The organism is Paraburkholderia atlantica, from assembly GCF_009362785.1.
Lineage (GTDB): Bacteria > Pseudomonadota > Gammaproteobacteria > Burkholderiales > Burkholderiaceae > Paraburkholderia > Paraburkholderia atlantica.
This window is the reverse complement of record NZ_WHNQ01000007.1, coordinates 86,112-103,023: the sequence shown is the minus strand read 5'-3', so window position 1 is coordinate 103,023 and position 16,912 is coordinate 86,112. Positions and strand designations below refer to the sequence as shown.

Here is a 16,912-nt window from a genome sequence, read left to right as displayed (position 1 = left end):
TTGCGACATGCAGGTTTGCGACATGCGCGTATGCGACGTGCGCACGTGCAACGTGCGTGTGCGCGCCTCACGCGTCAGCGCACCGGCTCCAGCATCACCGAGAGCGTTCCCCGCTCGCTTTGCACCCCTGCCGCGAGATCGATCTGGTGAGGCGTCAGCGCGGCGATCGCTCGCTGCAGCCTTGGGGCGAACGTCGTGGCGAAGCGGGCGAGCGCCGCTTCGCGCGCGGCGCCTTCATCGTTGGCGACATCGCGCAACTCGTCGAGCGGCAAGCCGACGAACAGATCGAGCGGGTAGGGCGGCGCTTGCGGCTCCATCGCGATGTCCGGACCGGCCGGCACGCGAATGCGTAATCCGGGCTGCAGATGCTCGTGCAGTTCGGCGAGAACTTCGTAATCGGCGTCGGCGGGAAGAGCGCTTCTGGCTTCCTCCCGCAGGAACGGCTCGACGCCTTCCAGCCGCGCCAGTTCTTCATCGCTCAGTACCATGTGAGTTTCCTCCGAATGGGGCCGTGCTTATCGGTCTTCGTCGAGGCGCCGCTGCGACGCCGACAGGGGGGCGGCGTGCTCGCCCAGTGTCCGGTCGATCAGATAGCGGCCCTGTTCGATGCCGGCGCGCAACGCTTCGGCCTCGGTGAGCCATTCCGGCGTCACGGGCTCCACGTTGGCCAGATTGGCCGGGATCTCCATCGGCCGACCGTCGCGCGAAATCGACACGTCGGCGATCCAGGCGCCTAGCGAGTTCCGATGCGCGGTCACCGTAATCAGCGCGCCGCGGTGCGCGCCATGCATCGCGTGGAGGGGGGCGCGCTCGTCGCGCCCGGCCGGCATCGCGCGTCCGTCCGCGGTAGTCATATCGGAGCCGGTCTCGCCGATGCTAGCGCCGGCGCTGTGGTCAGTGTGATCGGTTGGGGGGAGCGGGGTCATGCTGTCCTCGGCGAGCGAATGATCTGCCAGAGTCGAGCAAGCCCTGTGCCGCCAGCGCGAACGCGTGAAGGCATCAATCCGGCTACGGGCACGCGGCGTGCGATCGTTCAGCGCGGGCCCGGCTCTTGCGCTGCGTTCAGCGCTGGTGTCGCTTCGCTCTGTCGGCCGAGGGGCGAAGTCTTAGCTGATCGCGGCCGGCGCAAATGAATCGTGAGGAGGACGCAATGTCAATCCATGCGAAGGTCACGAGGTGGCGCAACGTCGGGCGATTCTGCGTCGAACGCGTCACCGACTATAGCGAACTGTTCTCGCTGGAAGTCGAGGAAACGCGAAAGCGCCTGGTGCGCGAACTGAGCGCACTCGTGGCGCTGGCAGTCGCGGGGCTGTTCACGCTGTCCTTCATTTGCATCGCGATCATCGCCACCGCGTGGCAGACGCCTTACTTTCTTGGCGTGGTCTGGGGCGTGGCTGCCGCGTGGTTGCTCGTGTGCATCGTGTCTTTGCTGGTCTTGCGGGCGCAAAAACCGGCGCAATCGCTGCACGTGCTCAAGGCCGAGATTCACTCCGATCTCGACGCTCTCAGGGAGTCGCTCAAATGAGTCAGCCACGTCACGCAAACGAGCTTGCCCGGATCACCATTCTGGAACGCATGGAGGCATCGCGAACCGCCTTGGTCGCGGCGAACCGGACTGCCGTGTTGCCGACGGCGCGGGCAGCGTCGCGCTCCCCGGTCAGCACCGTGTTCGCGTCGCTCGCCGAGGCGCCGCATGTCGCGTTGCTGCTCGCTTTGGTGGTCGGCGGCATCGTGCTGGGGCCGCGCCGCACGCTGTCGATCGCGGGCCGCTCCGGTGTTACGGCGTGGATCGCCCGCAATGTGCGAAGGGCGATCGCTCAGTGACGCGCTCACGGCTCGTGCATCGTCTTCTGGAATCGAACGAGCGGTTCGGCCAGATCGTCGTGGCGCTCCGAGCGAAAGCACACTGATCGTTCATGCGCCGATCGGCTTCGCCTGGTTCCCCGCGAAGTCCCAGTACAGCGCCTGCTTCGTCTCGACTGGCGCGGGCAGCAATCCCGCGCGATAGAACGCGTCGGCGATCGTCTGCTGCTCGCTGAAGTTCGGCGGCGCGACTGCTCGTACCCGATAGCTGCGCCGGGCATTGGCGCGTTCGATCGTCGGCGCGTCGAGGCCCCACACCGGCGCGAGCGTGTTGGCCGCGTCGAGCGGATTCGCGCGCAGCCAGTCGCCGGCCGTCTTCAACTGCTCGAACACGGTCTCGATGATCTGCGGATGCGCGTCGGCGAACGCGCGCGACGCGAGGTAGTACCGCTGATAGGACGCGAGGCCCGCGCCGTCGCTCAGTATGCGCACGTCGCCGTCGCGCTCGACTGACGCTACATAGGGGTCCCACGTGATCCAGACATCGACGCTGCCGCGCTCGAACGCGGCGCGGCCATCGGCCGGGCTCAGGTAGTTCACGCCGACGTCAGTGGGCTTGAGCCCCGCGCGCGCGAGTGCCGCAAGCAGCAGATAGTGGCTGCCCGCCGCCTTCGTCACCGCGATCCGGCGGCCCTTCAGATCGGCTAGCGTGCGCAGCGTGCCGTCCTTCTTCACGATGATCGCCTGCGCGCCCGGCGACGGCGCTTCCTGCGCGACATAGACGAAGCGCGCATGCGCGGCCTGCGCGAAGATCGGCACGGTGTCGGCGACATCGGCGCTGAAATCGACGGCATCGACGTTGAGCGCTTCCGTCAGCGGCAGTCCGCTCGCGAACTCGTTCCAGGAGATGCGCACGTTGAGCGGGGCGAGCGCTTTTTCCAGCGATCCGCGTGCTTTCAGCAATGTGATGAGCGTAGAAGACTTCTGATAGCCGATGCGCAGCGCGACAGGCGCGCTCTGCGAGAAGCCGCGCGGAGCGCTGGCGGCCAGTAGTGATGCCACTGCGAAGCGGGTGAATGCGCGCCGGGTTATTTGCGTCATGACGTGGGCGTCCTGTCGAGCGGTGAAAACGGGAGAATCGAGCCATCGTAACAACCCGATGTCATCGCGCTAACCGACGGATTGAGCTATCGATCGCAGTGATCGTCATATGAGGCAGGCCACAACGCTTTTCGCGACTTCGCGATCCGTATAATGCAGTCCAGTTGATTACGAGCGTGCTCGCGTCAACGCTGACGCAGCTGTCCGGTGCCCATGAATTACGGACAGCCGCAGCATCGCACCGGGTTCCTATACTGCGTCCGCTGTTCATGGGACGCCATGTCGACGGTGAGCGGAGCAGAACGTTGCGGACAAATAGAAGTAAAAAGCGCTGTGCAAATGAGACAAGGCGAGACCGCGCGCCCCAGCTGACCTACACTCGTCGGCAGCGGCATCGGCGCGGTATCGGCCCTTACGCCCGCGTTGCGCGCGGGTGCCAGTCAACGTCGGTGGAACATCATGGCTCCCAGTGCTGACGAATTAGCGAGCCGTCCAGCCAAACAGGCTGATTACGCCCGAGAGAACCAGTCGCTGCTGCGGCTCGCGCGTGCGCAAACCGGCTCGCGTGAACACCTGCTGAACGCGATTGCCAGCGAGGCCATGGCGCTGTGCTGCGCGGGCAGCGCGGGCATCAGTCTGGTCGAGGGGCCGCCCGATAGCCGGCGCTTCCGCTGGCTCGCGGTGGCGGGCCTGTGCGCCGGTCTGGAGGGGCGCACGACCGCGTGGGACGAATGTCCCTGCGGCGTCACGCTCGAAGGGGGCGCGGCGCGCCTGTTCGTCGATCCGCAACAGCAGTACCCCAGTCTGAACTTTCCGGGCGTCGAGGTGCCCGAGGGGATCGTCGTACCCATTCCGTGCGATAACGGCCACCTGGGCGCGATATGGGTGATGTCGCACAACACCGGGTGCCGCTTCGACAGCGAAGACGCACGGGTGCTGTCGGATCTGGCGATGGTCGCGGGCGCGGCCGTGACGATGGTCAACGTTCGCGACGACGGCGCGGACAACGACCGCCGCCACAACGAATTCATCGCGATGCTCGCGCACGAGCTGCGCAACCCGATGGCGCCGATCGATGGCGCCATCGCCGCGGCGAAGCGTCTGGTGCTCGACAACGGCAAGGCCGACGCGGTGCTGACCATCGCGCAACGGCAGATGAAGCATCTGCGCACGCTCGTCGACGACCTGCTCGACGCCGCGCGTCTAAAGCACGGAAAGCTGACGATCCGGCGCAGCGATACGCTGCTGGCCGAGATCGTCTCCGACGCGGTGACCACGATCGACCACGACGTGCGCTCGCGCGGCCATACGCTGAGACTGACCGGTCTGGACAGCGCGATTCCGGTGCGCGCCGACCATGTGCGGCTCAGTCAGGTGCTTGGCAATCTGCTGTCGAACGCGGCGAAGTACACGCCGGCGGGCGGACTCATCGAGCTGACGGTGCGCGCGCGAGACCCGCTCGATGCACAGATGCTCGTGATCGAAGTCAGCGATAACGGCATCGGCCTCGATGCGTCGATCGCGCCGCATGTGTTCGACCTGTTCGCGCAGTGCTCGAGCGGCAGCGCGCGCTCGGAAGGCGGGCTCGGCATCGGTCTGGCAGTCGCCAAACGGCTGGTGGAGCTGCACGATGGCGAGATCGACATCCATAGCGATGGGCCGGGCCGCGGCACCCGGGTCACATTGCGTTTGCCGATCCTGCGAACGCAGCCGCTAGCGCCGCCTGCCGACGCCGCCGACAAGGGCAGGGAGTTCCGGGCGCTGCGTATCGTTCTGGTGGACGATAACGTCGACGCGCTGCACGTTTTGTGCGTGCTGCTCGACCTCGAGGGTTATCGCGTGTCCGCGGTCGACAACGGTCGCGCGGCCATCGAGCTGATCGCGCGAACGAGGCCGGAGCTTGCCATCGTCGACGTGGCGATGCCCGTCATGGACGGCTTCGAGGTGGCGCGCAGAATTCGCGCGAACCCCGAGCTGAACGGCACGATACTCGTCGCGCTGACCGGCTATTCGTCGGACTCGGACCGCAGCCGGACGCTTGCCGCGGGCTTCGATCATCATCTGAGCAAGCCGTTGTCGCTGGAGAAGCTGCGGGACGTGCTGGCGAATTCGGCGGAGCGGCTGGTTCGCGGCGGTCGGTGACCCGGCGAGTCTGCGCAACTTTGCCAGCCTGCTAGACTGGAAATTGCCCTGCAAGCCACGGAGGGAGATATGACGACCGTCTACGTCGTAAAGACCGGCGATAAGTTCCTCTGCACCGCGGAGGACGGCGATATCGGCATGGCGCCGGAGATCAAGGAAGCCACGTCGTTTCGCTCGTACGAGGAAGCGAATAAAGTCGCGACCGAGAACGCCGACCCCGGATACGAAATCCTGACCGTCGACGTTAACAAACGCTGATGAGGTGTTAGCTGTTCGCGTCCGCGCGCTCAGCGAAAGAGGGTTAGCAATTCAGCAGGCGCCATGCAATATGGCGCGGTGCGGGTGTGTGCGAAATTCGGCACGTACTCCAATAGCCCAGCGCATCGTCACGATTTCCGGCTGAGCAAATGCGCACAGCACGACTCTCCATGCCGTCCCTGGCAGGGACGGCATGCTCTGCATCGTCGAGCTGGTCAGACGGGCAAGCTCAAGATCCGCCAAAGAACACCGGCTTCATCCCAGTCGCGCCGGCCGGATGGCCCATCTGCTGCGTACCGCTGGTCGCAGGGCCATAGCCGCTGCTCTGACCTGCGGCAGGGGCGGTGGTGGTCGGCATATAGGTAGGAAAGTCGACGGTATTCGCATTGGCCGGATTGAAGCCGGCTTGCTCGAGTTGCGCGATCTCTGCCTGGACTTGTGCGTGCGTCAGCGTGCTTTCGGTCTGTGCCACCGATGCGATTGGCAAAGCCATGACAGCGACCGCGCAAACTGTGTGGACTAACGTCTTCATGATGGCCCACCTCCTTGTTAATGACTCCGGCTGACTCGCGCTTCGCTTTTCGCGGTCAACTGATCAAAGATTAGGTGAGGAACCAAACAGTGTTCGTTTATTTTTTATGGTATCGGCCTCGTCGATCAGCCGACGCTGATCGACGAGGCCGAACGCGCTGATGCCGGCCGCGCATCCGATACCAGACTTCCGGACACGAGCCGACATCCTCGGATGCCGCCGTCGAACAGCTCAGGTGCGCGTAATCGAAGCCCCACCGTCGACCAACGAAGCCGTGCCCGTCACGAAGGACGAATCGTCGGAAGCGAGGTACAGCGCCGAGCGGGCAATCTCTTCCGGCTTTGCGACCCGCTTGAGCGCGTGCAGCCCGGTCACGAAGGTCTGCGATTCAGCCGTATCGTTCATGCCGCGATACATCTCCGTGTCCACCGCGCCCGGCAGGATCGCGTTGACACGCACGCCTTGCGCGCCGTATTCGGCCGCGAGCGCTTGCGTGAGTCCGATCAGCCCGGCTTTGCTCGCGGCATAGGCGGCCGTCCCCGGGAACGCGAACGAGTAGCCGACGAACGTCGACGTGAAGATGATCGATCCGCCGCCTTGCTTGATCATTTCAGGAATCTGATGCTTGGCGCCGATAAACGCGCTAGTCAGGTTGGTGGCCAGCGTCGCTGACCAGCCTGCTTCCGACACGCCGGTCGACGGTCCCATCTCACCGAGCGTCCCCGCATTGTTGTACGCGATGTCGAGACGGCCGAAACGGCTGACGGCGAGTGCGACCAGCGCTTTCGCGAATTCTTCGGATTGCACGTCCCCCGCCAGCGAGACAGCCGTACCGCCGTCGCGAGCGATCTCGCTGACCAGCGTCTCGAGTTCGGCTTCGCGGCGTGCGGCCACCACGACCTTCGCGCCTTCCGCGGCGAACAATTTTGCGGCAGCGCGACCAATGCCCGCGCTGGCGCCGGTGACGATAGCGACTTTTCCTGTCAAGCGATGCATGTTGAATCTCCGGTTTGATCATCGGCCGATGCCCGATGCGTCGGCTCGTTGAGAAGCACTATAAGATTCCGCTCTTGAGACAGAAAGACCAAAAATATGGCGTTATCATTCAGTTTTTATGAATGATCGGAGCGCCATATGGACCGGCTGCGCGCATTCGAGGTCTTCGTAACCGTGGTCAACCGGGGCAGCTTTGCGCGCGCGGCCGATGCGCTCGAAACCTCGCCGGCGAACGTGACCCGCTATGTGAATGACCTGGAGGCGCACCTCGGTGCGCGACTGCTGAATCGCACCTCACGCAGATTGTCTCTTACCGAGGCCGGCGAAACGCTTTATTCGCGCTGCAAGGCCATTCTCGAAGACGTTGCCGAAACGGAAGGACTCGTGTCGACAACGTCGATCGAACCGCGTGGACGGCTGCGTATCAATGCACCGGTCAGCTTCGGCATTCAGCATCTCGCGCCGCTGTGGCCGCGGTTCATGCAGCAATATCCCGACGTCGAGCTCGACATCACGCTGATAGACCGCGTCGTCGATATCGTCGAGGAGGGCTTCGATCTCGCCATCCGCATCTCGCGCGCCGGCACGGTCGATCACGCGGCCCGCAAACTGGCGACGTCGACGAACATCCTGTGTGCATCGCCCGAGTATCTGAAGCGTTGGGGACATCCGGAAACGCCGCTGGACCTGCTCAGACATCGATGTATCGGCTACACGTATGCGGCCACCGCGGACCTGTGGCAACTGATCGACAAACACGGCAAAACGCATGCTGTCGAGGTGAGCTGCCAGATGCACACCAATAACGGCGACACCGCGCGCGCGGCGGCGCTCGCCGGGCACGGCGTGATCTGGCAGCCGACCTTTCTGATCGGCGAGGACCTTCGCGCGGGCCGGCTGCTGCGGGTCTTGCCCGACTACCGCTTGCCGGATATCGATGTGCTCGCGCTGTATCCGAGTCGTCGCCACGTGAGCGCAAAAGTTCGTGCGGCAATCGATTTCCTGGCCGACGCGTTCTCCGGCGTGCCGCCGTGGGACAAGACGTGAAGGGGATGTATGTCGGCAACCCCTGAAACGGGATGCCTGCAATAGCGGACAGAGGCCGCCTGGTATGGCGCGTTCGATAGCATGATTCAACTGGAATTCGGCCTGTCACCGTTCTTTAATGTGCCATATGGCGCGTAATGCAGGAGAGCTATACCCCCGATGAAAGCTGCAAATTGAATCGCCGGCACGGTCGCCCTCCAACAAGCTCACGCATCGGCAGGTCTGGATCAGCGATGTCCCGGAACAAGAACCGACGGGAGACATTCGTGAGAACATTGGGCGCCATCATGGCTGGTCTGATCTGCTGTTCATGCGCAGCGGCAGCCTGCGCCGCCGACATCAAAGGAGCCGGCAGCACGTTCGCCGCCCCGCTCTATACCCGCTGGGCCGCCGACTACCAGAAGTCGGGTGGAAGCAGGGTGATCTATCAGGGCACAGGATCGTCCGATGGGCTCAAGCAGGTGATCGCCCGCGAAGTCGACTTTGCGGGCTCGGACGCTCCACTGACCGACGATCAACTGACCCGCAACGGCTTGCGGCAATTTCCAACCGTGATCGGCGGCGTGGTGCCCGTCGTGAACCTTCCGGGGCTCAAAGCCGGCGAGGTGATGCTGACGGGGCCGGTCATCGCTGAAATCTATCTCGGCAAGATTCAGTTCTGGGACGACCCGGCAATCGTGCGGTTGAACCCAAAGATCAAGATGCCCAATTACCCGATCGCCGTGGTGCGTCGCCAGGATGGTTCGGGCACGACGCTGATCTGGACTCACTACCTCGCGCAGGTCAGTCCGGAATGGAAGCGCAGGGTCGGCGAAGGCACTAGCGTGCGATGGCCGCTCGGCATCGGCGGCAAAGGCAACGAGGGCATTGCCACGTACGTCGGCTATCTGCCCGGCGCAATCGGCTATGTCGCCTGGGATTTCACGAAACAGAACCGCTTGAAGTACGTGGCCATGACCAATGCGGCGGGCAATGTCGTTCAGCCCAGCGGCGTTACCTTCAAGGCCGCGGCAGCGAGCGCCGACTGGTCCGGTTCCCTGTCGCAGTTGCTGACCAACCAGCCGGGCAAGGATGCCTGGCCGGTCATGGGCGCGACCTATGTGTTGCTTCCCGCGACGCCGAACCAGCCGGGCCACGACGAAGCCACCTTGAAGTTTTTCGAATGGGCGTTGAGTCATGGCGGACCGACCGTCAACGCGCTGGACTACATACCGCTGCCGGACCTGGTGGTGACGAAGATCCGCTCACAATGGCCCGCCGATCCAGGCGACAAACCGGTGCGCAAAGTGATCGCGGTGCCGTGAGCCGAACTGCGCCCGGTGTCGCCGCGATGGCTAACCCAGGCGATGTGGCGCGGTAATCTCGCCGGTGGCGAGCGGCTGTTGCGAGTCGCTGACGAAGCAGGCTGATGCGACGTGTATCCGGAGCGTGCATACAGGGACCTACGATGTACGCGAACTCGACGAAAGGGTGTCGTCAGGACGAGTGGGGTGAGCTGGTCCTGATCGTGATGAAGACGAGCCTGGCGGTGGCTCACGAGCTGGGACTGACGCCTGACGCCGTTCTCGACTGTGCCGCGAGGCATCTGCGCTTTCAGGATTTCCGGTGTTTCGCAGCCGCGATGCTGGGTGCTGCGCGCGCGCAAGCGTGCTGTCGCCGGCGCGACGTCGGTCCGTCAGTGGAGGCGTCATACATCAAGACCCTTGCTGCACGCGTCGATATCGACAGGAACGTCCTTGCATTCATGCCGGCGCAATGCACAGTCGCGCCTCGGGACCACGCGAGAGCGCCTGCTCACGTCTATGAAAAGGTCGCCGCGGCCCTTCAGCAGTTGAAAGAAGACGTGCAGCGCGTCTTTTCGCGCGGCAGCGACGCTTTCAGCCGTGCCGACATCGAAGGCGCATCCGGCTTCGCAAAGGCGCTTGCGGCGATCATGCCGGCCGACAACGATGCCAACGCCTTCGAGCGCGCATTCGCCGCGGTTTTGCAGGTGCGGTTTTCATCGCAACTCCACCTCGTACCTGGCGATGCGGAGCCCGTGCTGCGTGTTCAGGGTATCGATGTCGATGTTCAACGCAGCCAGACGCCCTTGCCCTGATGGAGAAGCGTTTTGCAAATCCGTGCAGGCGTGTCTTGCGCATGTCGATTTCCCCCTTGATCATTCGTCGTAGTTACTGGAGGCGCTGTTGCCTCCCGACATTTTCGTCTTCACAGGGAAAACTCAAATGCGCGTCATGGTCATCATCAAGGCAACTCCCGAATCGGAAGCCGGGCAAATGCCGAGTACGGAACTCCTCACGGCGATGGGGCAGTACAACGAGCAATTGGTCAAGGCCGGCATCATGCAGGGCGGCGACGGGTTGAAGCCGAGCTCGGCCGGCGTTCGCGTGCGGTTCTCAGGCAAGGACCGCAGCGTCATCGACGGTCCGTTCGCCGAAACCAAGGAATTGATTGCCGGGTACTGGCTGTGGCAGGTTCAATCGATGGACGAAGCGATCGAATGGGTAAAGCGCTGCCCGAATCCGATGATGAGTGATTCGGAGATCGAGATTCGCCCGTTCTTTGAGCCTGCGGACTTTGGCGAAGCCTTTACACCCGAGCTTCAAGAAGAGGAAAACCGTCTGCGCAAGCAAATCGACGGGCAGATGCGTTGACGATTCTCACCGCATCAGCGTGCGGGGTATGCGCAGGCAATCCCGTTACGACCGTGTGAGACACGAGGCGGGCTTCCGAGCCGTTGTCCGGAAGCCCAACTTCATTGGGCGATGATTGCCGTCAGTGCGAAGGTATCTGCTCGATCTTGGCGGCGCTCAGGTCGCTCGGGAAGCAGTGAGGATGCTCGAAGCCCATCGGGGACCCGCTCGTCGAGTAGACGATGTTATCCGTGTTGTTCGGTCCTTGGCCGGCGGGGACACTGCCGAGCCCCGCGAGCTTGCGCATGCGATACGCGATCGCATGATCGGCGCAGGCGCTATCGCCACTCACGCCTAATCCTCCGATGACTTTCCCTCCCGCATAAAGTGCGACGCCGCCGCCGAAGGTAATGACGCCGCCAAGCGTGTGTCCGATGCCGCTGCCCTGTTCGAGGAAGCGCGCGTCAAAAGGATTCGAATTATTCAGTCCATAAAGGGAGCCGCCCGGTTGCGTGGCCGCGTAGAGGTTTGCCGTGGATAGCGCGAGTGCATCGTTGCTGAAACCGTTCGCGGTATAAGCCTTCGCGATGGCGATGGCCCGACTACCGGGCCAGGCGTCCCCGGTCACGATCACCGAACAGAGATGTCCCTGCCGATCGACGATGGCCGCCCACATCCGGTTGGGTTTGAAGATCCCGCCGTTGCCATCGGGCAGGTTCACGACCGTATGCAACTGCCTTTCCACCAATGCGACGGTACCTTGCGGTAGCGTGCATCGGGCTTGTGGGACATCATCGTCGCCAGTCGCGCGACTTTCTTGCGAAAAGGACGCAATGCAAAACGCTGCGACAGCGACGGTAAGCATCTTACGCATGACGATTCTCCTGACGATCGATTTGACAGCAGGCGCGCTGTGGGCGGGAAGGTGGACAAACAGTAGGACAGCAGATGAAACAAGCGACTCATTGCTGTTGGATGCGGGCACGAACTCATGGCAGCGAAGGTATCTCGCTGATCTGAGAGTTCGTGTAAATAGTGAAGACCATCATGCAAAGGGGAATGGCCAAAACAGAGTCCACGTCAGCCACGCGGCACGTCAGAAACGTCATGGTGATGGCGATGGTTTTGATGGATTGGATGGCGCGGCATATAGTTGGCGCGTGCGAAACACTTTCCTCGGAGATCGACGCGATGCCTTATCTGCAACTTGATGTAAACGATCACTACTCTGTCGAGAGTAAAAGACTGCTCGCAGCGAAAATGAGTGAGACGTATGCCCGAATGATGTCGGTCGATGTCAGGCGAATCAGCGTGGCCATACGAGAACTCGGTCCGGGTAGCGTATGGCGCATTGCGGAGGAGAGCGGGGAGCCGGTGCCGGTTGCGTTGATGATGCTCGATATCAGAAGAGGGCGGCCGCCTGAGTTGCGCATGGAGTTGGCCAAAGCCCTTTGCTCGCTCTGCATCGAGATTCTGGGCTTGCGGCAAGACCGGCTCAACGTTGAATTCACTCAGCACTCGGGCGACGAGATGTATCACCCGGCGCTCGGAGGTTACAGTCCGGAATGGGAGCCGGGCCAGCGATGAGGCTTCGCCGGATCGGATCTGCATCCGCTGCGCCACAACCTGAGCCAAAGTAGGAGAAGGACCATGAGCAGGCTTGCCACATCCCTGGCGGAGAATCGACGGACGCGACCGTGGTGGATCGTCTTGATCGCCACGGTGTTGTGTTTCTTATGTCACAGCGTCGTCGCGCAAGCAGACGACAGCGCCGCCCGCCTGCGCGAGAAATATCAAAGTCTGACGCAGCAACTCGCGCACAACCCGTTTCATCGACCGCTGTACCTCGAATCTCAGGAGCTGCCGTCGGCGCTCAAGGGCGATATCTACGGTGTGCTCAACTATCCTTTCGCGGCGGTCAGCGGCGCGCTCAGCGACCCGGCTCAGGGCCCGGCCAACTGGTGCGACGTGCTGATCCTGCATCTGAACACCAAATACTGCCACGCGTCGATTAGCGATAGCGGGACGGTCCTCACCGTGAACATCGGCAAGAAGACCGAGGAAACTCTTTCGTCGTCGTACCGCGTGCAATTCAACTTTCGCCCGGTGGCGAGCACCGCTGATTATTTTCGCGTCGAGCTCTCCGCGGCCACGGGTCCGCTGAGCACGAAAGACTACCGTATCGTGCTTGAAGCGATCCCGGTCGGCGATAACCGCACCTTTATTCACCTGACCTACGCATACGGATACGGCACCGCGGGACGGATCGCGATGAAAACCTATCTGGCGACGATCGGCAGCGACAAGGTCGGCTTTTCCTTGACGCCCGATTCGTCGACGAGCGAGCCGCAATACATCGGCGGCGTGCGCGGCCTGGTCGAACGCAATACGATGCGCTATTTCCTCGCCATCGATGCCTATCTTGGCGCGCTTTCCAGCCCGCCCAACGCCCGGCTCGACAAACGTCTGGCTGACTGGTTCGATGCGACCGAGCAGTTTCCGCGGCAATTGCACGAGGTCAGCCGCGCCGACTATATGCAGATGAAGCACAACGAGTATCAACGTCAGCAGACCGCCCAGTGACGAGCGCGGCGTCTGATCAATGCAACGCCATCACGCGTTGAAGATTTTTTCGCCTGGATGTCGATCGGGTGGTGCGTCGAGCGTCGTTAGCTGGTAAGACAATCGGTCAGGAACCCCTCGTAATCCGACTCAGGAGCACACACTGTGAACAGACTCGACCATCCGATCCTGCAAGTTCTGGAAGGCTACACAGCCGCGGTATGGGCCAAAGACGTGGACGCGTTCGTCGCGCTCTACGACCGCGATGCGGTGATCTTCGACATGTGGGGTACATGGTCGTACAACGGCATCGCATCGTGGCGCGCGATGGCGGAGGGCTGGTTCGGTTCGCTGGGTGCGGATCGCGTGATCGTCGATTTTAGCGAGGCGCAAACGATGGCCGCCGCGGACCTTGCCGTCATTCACGCCTTCGCGACATACAAAGCCGTCGACGCGAACGGCCAGGAACTGCGTGCGATGGACAATCGCCTGACCATGACGCTGAGGCAGCAGGCCGACGGATGGAAGATCGTCCACCAGCACACCTCTTCTCCGGTCGAAGCCGGCACGGCGCAGGTGATTTTCAGGCGCTAGCGGTCTGGCGGTTCGACAGCGCGCTTCGACTCGCGAATAATCATGGCTGCGCGACTTTCCCATTAGCGACATACCTTCTTTCTGAAAGCAGCCATGAAACCATTGCTTGCCGGCCAATGCCTTTGCGGTGCCGTCCATTACTCGGTAAAGGACGAATTCGTCTACGCGTTGAACTGCCACTGTTCAAACTGTCGGCGCGCAACCGGCTCGGCGTTCAAACCCTTCGCGGGAATCGAGCGCGGCAAGCTGCGTATCACTGAGGGTGAACACAGCCTGCTGATTTTCGGCGATCAGCGCGCGTCGCACGATGTGCGCTGCAAAATATGCGGAAGCCTGATGTTCTCGGTGGTTCGTAACGGTGAATACGTTCACGTCACACTGGGAACACTCACGGATTCGCCTACCATCTCTCCCACTGCCCACATTTTCGTGGGGTCAAAGGCGCCGTGGTATTCGATCACTGATCAACTGCCGCAACACGACGAATTCGGGTAAACCGGCGCGGTCTTGCGAGTGGCGCAACCGCCTGCTCGTCATGCGCTATCAGAAGGATTTTCTCTCTCCTAGTAGTACAGCGTGACGACGATCGTATCGATGTAATCGCCGACCGCGAGATTGGGTTGCGCTGGCACGAGGCCATAAACGGTCAGCGAGGCCGTGTTGCCGGCAACGTCGGTCGTTCCCGCCACCATGCTTGCATCATCGTTACCCCACACCTGCGTGGTGCTGGCGTCCTGATACAGCTGATAGCGGACGAATCCGCCCGGTCCGGACATGCGGCGCATGGAGCCATCGAAATTCAGACCATTGTCGAGGCCCACGCGCCAGGACGTGCCCGGCGCACATTGGACACGGATGTTGCCGTTCTCGCGCAACTGGCTTTGAGGCGGCGCCACCGCCCCGAAGTCGATATCGGTGGCGGCGACCCAGCAGCCGTATTCGAAGGTCGCGTTGACACCCGACGAACTGAGATAGAGGCAGACCTGGTAGTAGTAGGTCTGGCCGCCCGAATAGTCTGGCTGGCAGTTCACGGTTATCGCGGACGTGGCCGCGCGGCCGCTGCTGCTGACGGTGCCGAAGCTCATCCCGAACGCGCCGCTGACATAGCAGGACTGCGAGTGAGCCAGCGGTGCATGAAGCGCGAGAGCCACGACGACCACGAGCCAGATCATCAGTGCGGTCGGCTTGCGCGGCAATGCGCGGGCTATCGGCATGGCTGATCTCCGAGGTCGATCCGGCCGTGTTGGGGCAGTTGGGCCGGCAGGGCCACGACGCACCGACCGGTGCTCAAGGGTACGGAAAGCCGTGCGTCCGCGGGCGGATTCTCGAGGAACACGCGGCCGTCATAGCCGATCGTCACAGGGACGTTGCCGGGGTCGAGCACGGCTTGCGTGCCCGCCGGAATCGCCTCGCCGGCGACGCTGTGCACGGAGAAGTCCAGCATCAGCATGGTCTGGATCTCGAAGCGCGCCAGCATGCCGCTTCCTGTCGAGGGTACCGCCTGCATACGCACGCGCTCTACGCTGACATCGGCCGGAAGCGCTCGCGGATCTATGGACAGATCATTGTTCTGCCATGCGTTCAGTGGTGTGACCAGCAGCAGGCCGTGATCGTCGGTGCTGCCGACCAGCCGGTTTTCCAGTTTGACCGGGACACCGGCTATGCCATCGGTCGAGACCGCGTGCGGTGTGGCCGGCGCATCGGTCGGATACCAGATTCCGGCAGTGAGCGGCGGCTCGGCGCCGTTCGGTATGTCGACCTTCTGAAAGCCGACCCCGGCGGCGCGGGCCGGCGCGCCCGGCATCAAGGCCAGCAGAACGGCGACGATCACGATCCATCTCACGGTGTTCTCCATGATTGTCGTCCGCGAGTTGAACGCGGGGCGGCTCGAGGCTATGAGACCAAAGTCCAATTGAATATTTGAGGTGCGGGTTCAATAGTAGTGGAACGCCGCGTTCTGTCCGACGACGAAACCGGCGCGATTCTCTTCCTGAAGATGCCGGAATTGCAGGCAGGCCTTGGTATTGGCGTCAAAAACGTTCCAGTGGGTTTGAGTTTTCGCGATTGCTGGCATATCACGGTGTCGCCGCGCAACCGCGCCGCGACCTGGCCGGAGAGGAACCTATGCTGCTCACACCGCTTTCCCAACGCACGCCTGCGAGAGAGATGCTCGATGTGCTGATCCGCGCCGGACTCATTGCGATCCTGGCCGTGTTCTGCTTTCGGATCTTCGCGCCGTTTCTTAACCTGATGGCCTGGTCGGTGATTCTGGCGATCACGCTGTATCCGCTGCAGGTCCGTCTGCGCCATACGCTCGGCGGCAAGGATGGTCTGATCGCCACGCTGATCATCCTTGTCGCGTTTGCCGTGATTCTGGTGCCCACGTATGCGCTGGGTCTCGCGGTCGCCGATTCGATCGAGAAATCGATAGCCATTGCGAAGAGCGGTAGCTTCCAGATTCCGCCTCCCGCGGAGTCGGTGGCGAGTTGGCCCATAGTCGGCCAGCGCGTGTACGACTTCTGGCTACAGGCATCGACGGACCTGACCGGCCTTGCGCATAAGTTCGCCCCGCAGCTGAAGGAGGCCGGCCTTGCCGTGCTGGCGACGGTGACGGGCCTCGGCGCCGGGCTGGTGATATTTTTTGTCGCGCTGATCATCGCGGGAATCCTGATGGCCCACGGCGAGAAGGGCTATCACAGCGCGGTGCAGATCGCCTCGCGCATCTCGGGCCCCGAGAACGGCGTTCAGATCGCCGATCTGTGCACGGCGACGATTCGCGCGGTGGCTCAGGGCGTGGTGGGCATCGCGTTTATCCAGATGCTGCTGATCGGCATCGGCTTCGTCGTGAAGGGGATACCCGGCGCGGGGCTGCTCGCGCTGGCCGTGCTGCTGCTCGGCATCATGCAACTGCCGGCCACGCTGATCACCATTCCGGTGATCGCCTTCGTGATCGTCACGGACGGCGTGAGCACCGCAAACATCATCTTCGCGGTTTATGTGTTCGTCGCGGGCCTCGCCGATAACGTGCTCAAACCCTTGATGCTGGGCCGCGGCGTCGCCGTGCCGATGCCGGTCGTGCTGATCGGAGCGCTCGGCGGCATGGTGACGGGCGGTGTGATTGGGCTATTCGTCGGGCCGGTGATGCTGGCCGTCGGTTATCAGCTGTTCTGGCGCTGGGTCCGAGACCAGCCGCAACCCACGCAAACCACGCAGATCCACGAACAGAAGCAGACCTGAAGCGCGA

At 62.7% G+C, this 16,912-nt stretch carries 22 protein-coding genes; 13 read left to right on the top strand and 9 right to left on the bottom strand.

Features of this window, described 5'->3' with window-relative positions:
- Positions 1 to 74: 74 nt before the first annotated feature.
- Entirely contained in the window at positions 75 to 488 is a 414-nt protein-coding gene (locus GCT19_RS12675) for a hypothetical protein (RefSeq protein WP_013089187.1), read from the bottom strand.
- Positions 489 to 515: 27 nt separating this feature from the next.
- Complete coding sequence (locus GCT19_RS12670; RefSeq protein WP_018432221.1) at positions 516 to 926, bottom strand: DUF6566 family protein; 411 nt, start codon at positions 924 to 926, stop codon at positions 516 to 518.
- A gap of 224 nt (positions 927 to 1,150) precedes the next feature.
- On the opposite strand from GCT19_RS12670, the gene GCT19_RS12665 reads away from it, so the two are divergent.
- Positions 1,151 to 1,525 carry a phage holin family protein gene (locus GCT19_RS12665; RefSeq protein WP_013089188.1) on the top strand — a complete coding sequence of 125 codons (375 nt, stop codon included), beginning with the start codon at positions 1,151 to 1,153 and terminating at the stop codon, positions 1,523 to 1,525.
- Positions 1,522 to 1,824 (top strand): hypothetical protein, encoded by a 303-nt coding sequence (locus GCT19_RS12660; protein ID WP_152852136.1) that lies wholly within the window; start codon positions 1,522 to 1,524, stop codon positions 1,822 to 1,824. The genes GCT19_RS12665 and GCT19_RS12660 overlap by 4 nt, the downstream gene beginning before the upstream one ends.
- A 90-nt stretch (positions 1,825 to 1,914) precedes the next feature.
- Here GCT19_RS12660 and GCT19_RS12655 read toward each other — a convergent pair whose 3' ends face one another.
- Positions 1,915 to 2,904, bottom strand: coding sequence for an aliphatic sulfonate ABC transporter substrate-binding protein (locus GCT19_RS12655; RefSeq protein ID WP_152852135.1), 990 nt, complete (start codon positions 2,902 to 2,904; stop codon positions 1,915 to 1,917).
- A gap of 459 nt (positions 2,905 to 3,363) precedes the next feature.
- On the opposite strand from GCT19_RS12655, the gene GCT19_RS12650 reads away from it, so the two are divergent.
- Both GCT19_RS12650 and GCT19_RS12645 read left to right on the top strand, forming a co-directional pair.
- Positions 3,364 to 5,046, top strand: coding sequence for a hybrid sensor histidine kinase/response regulator (locus GCT19_RS12650; protein ID WP_152852134.1), 1,683 nt, complete (start codon positions 3,364 to 3,366; stop codon positions 5,044 to 5,046).
- 69 nt (positions 5,047 to 5,115) lie between these two features.
- A complete protein-coding gene (locus tag GCT19_RS12645) occupies positions 5,116 to 5,304 on the top strand; it encodes a hypothetical protein (protein WP_018432217.1) in 189 nt (62 codons plus the stop codon).
- A 229-nt stretch (positions 5,305 to 5,533) separates the two neighbouring features.
- Here the strand turns inward: GCT19_RS12645 and GCT19_RS12640 are convergent, their stop codons facing one another.
- Together GCT19_RS12640 and GCT19_RS12635 are read right to left on the bottom strand one after the other, a co-directional pair.
- A complete protein-coding gene (locus GCT19_RS12640) occupies positions 5,534 to 5,836 on the bottom strand; it encodes a DUF4148 domain-containing protein (protein ID WP_152852133.1) in 303 nt (100 codons plus the stop codon).
- Between the two features lie 231 nt (positions 5,837 to 6,067).
- A complete protein-coding gene (locus GCT19_RS12635) occupies positions 6,068 to 6,832 on the bottom strand; it encodes an SDR family oxidoreductase (protein ID WP_152852132.1) in 765 nt (254 codons plus the stop codon).
- Between the two features lie 138 nt (positions 6,833 to 6,970).
- Here GCT19_RS12635 and GCT19_RS12630 point away from each other — a divergent pair, with 138 nt between their 5' ends.
- The 4 genes from GCT19_RS12630 to GCT19_RS12615 all read left to right on the top strand — a co-directional run bounded on the left by GCT19_RS12630 (position 6,971) and on the right by GCT19_RS12615 (position 10,533).
- Entirely contained in the window at positions 6,971 to 7,879 is a 909-nt protein-coding gene (locus tag GCT19_RS12630) for a LysR family transcriptional regulator (RefSeq protein ID WP_152852131.1), read from the top strand.
- Between the two features lie 233 nt (positions 7,880 to 8,112).
- Positions 8,113 to 9,183, top strand: coding sequence for a phosphate ABC transporter substrate-binding protein PstS (gene pstS / locus GCT19_RS12625; protein WP_152852234.1), 1,071 nt, complete (start codon positions 8,113 to 8,115; stop codon positions 9,181 to 9,183).
- A 143-nt stretch (positions 9,184 to 9,326) separates the two neighbouring features.
- Entirely contained in the window at positions 9,327 to 9,977 is a 651-nt protein-coding gene (locus tag GCT19_RS12620; protein WP_152852130.1) for a hypothetical protein, read from the top strand.
- A gap of 127 nt (positions 9,978 to 10,104) precedes the next feature.
- Positions 10,105 to 10,533, top strand: coding sequence for a YciI family protein (locus GCT19_RS12615; RefSeq protein WP_013089197.1), 429 nt, complete (start codon positions 10,105 to 10,107; stop codon positions 10,531 to 10,533).
- Positions 10,534 to 10,654: 121 nt separating this feature from the next.
- On the opposite strand, the gene GCT19_RS12610 is transcribed toward GCT19_RS12615, so the two are convergent.
- A complete protein-coding gene (locus GCT19_RS12610; RefSeq protein ID WP_227717596.1) occupies positions 10,655 to 11,233 on the bottom strand; it encodes a GlcG/HbpS family heme-binding protein in 579 nt (192 codons plus the stop codon).
- Between the two features lie 470 nt (positions 11,234 to 11,703).
- Between GCT19_RS12610 and GCT19_RS12605 the strand changes: the two genes are divergently transcribed.
- The 4 genes from GCT19_RS12605 (at position 11,704) to GCT19_RS12590 (ending at position 14,163) form a co-directional block, all read left to right on the top strand.
- Positions 11,704 to 12,099, top strand: a complete 396-nt coding sequence (locus tag GCT19_RS12605) for a tautomerase family protein (protein WP_013089199.1) — start codon at positions 11,704 to 11,706, stop codon at positions 12,097 to 12,099.
- Between the two features lie 63 nt (positions 12,100 to 12,162).
- Positions 12,163 to 13,095, top strand: a complete 933-nt coding sequence (locus GCT19_RS12600) for a hypothetical protein (RefSeq protein WP_152852129.1) — start codon at positions 12,163 to 12,165, stop codon at positions 13,093 to 13,095.
- A 144-nt stretch (positions 13,096 to 13,239) separates the two neighbouring features.
- Complete coding sequence (locus tag GCT19_RS12595) at positions 13,240 to 13,668, top strand: YybH family protein (RefSeq protein ID WP_018432207.1); 429 nt, start codon at positions 13,240 to 13,242, stop codon at positions 13,666 to 13,668.
- Positions 13,669 to 13,761: 93 nt separating this feature from the next.
- Positions 13,762 to 14,163 carry a GFA family protein gene (locus GCT19_RS12590; RefSeq protein WP_152852128.1) on the top strand — a complete coding sequence of 134 codons (402 nt, stop codon included), beginning with the start codon at positions 13,762 to 13,764 and terminating at the stop codon, positions 14,161 to 14,163.
- 68 nt (positions 14,164 to 14,231) lie between these two features.
- Here GCT19_RS12590 and GCT19_RS12585 read toward each other — a convergent pair whose 3' ends face one another.
- The 3 genes from GCT19_RS12585 to GCT19_RS42715 form a co-directional block, all read right to left on the bottom strand.
- Positions 14,232 to 14,882 carry a Csu type fimbrial protein gene (locus GCT19_RS12585; protein WP_152852127.1) on the bottom strand — a complete coding sequence of 217 codons (651 nt, stop codon included), beginning with the start codon at positions 14,880 to 14,882 and terminating at the stop codon, positions 14,232 to 14,234.
- Entirely contained in the window at positions 14,873 to 15,523 is a 651-nt protein-coding gene (locus GCT19_RS12580) for a FimD/PapC C-terminal domain-containing protein (protein ID WP_152852126.1), read from the bottom strand. The genes GCT19_RS12585 and GCT19_RS12580 overlap by 10 nt, the downstream gene beginning before the upstream one ends.
- Before the next feature lie 78 nt (positions 15,524 to 15,601).
- Complete coding sequence (locus tag GCT19_RS42715) at positions 15,602 to 15,742, bottom strand: hypothetical protein (RefSeq protein WP_018432201.1); 141 nt, start codon at positions 15,740 to 15,742, stop codon at positions 15,602 to 15,604.
- Between the two features lie 50 nt (positions 15,743 to 15,792).
- Between GCT19_RS42715 and GCT19_RS12575 the strand changes: the two genes are divergently transcribed.
- On the top strand, positions 15,793 to 16,905 hold the full coding sequence (locus GCT19_RS12575) for an AI-2E family transporter (protein ID WP_026228051.1): 1,113 nt from the start codon (positions 15,793 to 15,795) through the stop codon (positions 16,903 to 16,905).
- The last annotated feature ends 7 nt before the right edge of the window (positions 16,906 to 16,912 follow it).

Coding starts and splice junctions, on each gene's coding strand:
- GCT19_RS12675 (WP_013089187.1), bottom strand. CDS start 488: ATGGTACTGAGCGATGAAGAACTGGCGCGGCTGGAAGGCGTCGAGCCG.
- GCT19_RS12670 (WP_018432221.1), bottom strand. CDS start 926: ATGACCCCGCTCCCCCCAACCGATCACACTGACCACAGCGCCGGCGCT.
- GCT19_RS12665 (WP_013089188.1), top strand. CDS start 1,151: ATGTCAATCCATGCGAAGGTCACGAGGTGGCGCAACGTCGGGCGATTC.
- GCT19_RS12660 (WP_152852136.1), top strand. CDS start 1,522: ATGAGTCAGCCACGTCACGCAAACGAGCTTGCCCGGATCACCATTCTG.
- GCT19_RS12655 (WP_152852135.1), bottom strand. CDS start 2,904: ATGACGCAAATAACCCGGCGCGCATTCACCCGCTTCGCAGTGGCATCA.
- GCT19_RS12650 (WP_152852134.1), top strand. CDS start 3,364: ATGGCTCCCAGTGCTGACGAATTAGCGAGCCGTCCAGCCAAACAGGCT.
- GCT19_RS12645 (WP_018432217.1), top strand. CDS start 5,116: ATGACGACCGTCTACGTCGTAAAGACCGGCGATAAGTTCCTCTGCACC.
- GCT19_RS12640 (WP_152852133.1), bottom strand. CDS start 5,836: ATGAAGACGTTAGTCCACACAGTTTGCGCGGTCGCTGTCATGGCTTTG.
- GCT19_RS12635 (WP_152852132.1), bottom strand. CDS start 6,832: ATGCATCGCTTGACAGGAAAAGTCGCTATCGTCACCGGCGCCAGCGCG.
- GCT19_RS12630 (WP_152852131.1), top strand. CDS start 6,971: ATGGACCGGCTGCGCGCATTCGAGGTCTTCGTAACCGTGGTCAACCGG.
- pstS (WP_152852234.1), top strand. CDS start 8,113: ATGTCCCGGAACAAGAACCGACGGGAGACATTCGTGAGAACATTGGGC.
- GCT19_RS12620 (WP_152852130.1), top strand. CDS start 9,327: ATGTACGCGAACTCGACGAAAGGGTGTCGTCAGGACGAGTGGGGTGAG.
- GCT19_RS12615 (WP_013089197.1), top strand. CDS start 10,105: ATGCGCGTCATGGTCATCATCAAGGCAACTCCCGAATCGGAAGCCGGG.
- GCT19_RS12605 (WP_013089199.1), top strand. CDS start 11,704: ATGCCTTATCTGCAACTTGATGTAAACGATCACTACTCTGTCGAGAGT.
- GCT19_RS12600 (WP_152852129.1), top strand. CDS start 12,163: ATGAGCAGGCTTGCCACATCCCTGGCGGAGAATCGACGGACGCGACCG.
- GCT19_RS12590 (WP_152852128.1), top strand. CDS start 13,762: ATGAAACCATTGCTTGCCGGCCAATGCCTTTGCGGTGCCGTCCATTAC.
- GCT19_RS12585 (WP_152852127.1), bottom strand. CDS start 14,882: ATGCCGATAGCCCGCGCATTGCCGCGCAAGCCGACCGCACTGATGATC.
- GCT19_RS12580 (WP_152852126.1), bottom strand. CDS start 15,523: ATGGAGAACACCGTGAGATGGATCGTGATCGTCGCCGTTCTGCTGGCC.
- GCT19_RS42715 (WP_018432201.1), bottom strand. CDS start 15,742: ATGCCAGCAATCGCGAAAACTCAAACCCACTGGAACGTTTTTGACGCC.
- GCT19_RS12575 (WP_026228051.1), top strand. CDS start 15,793: ATGCTGCTCACACCGCTTTCCCAACGCACGCCTGCGAGAGAGATGCTC.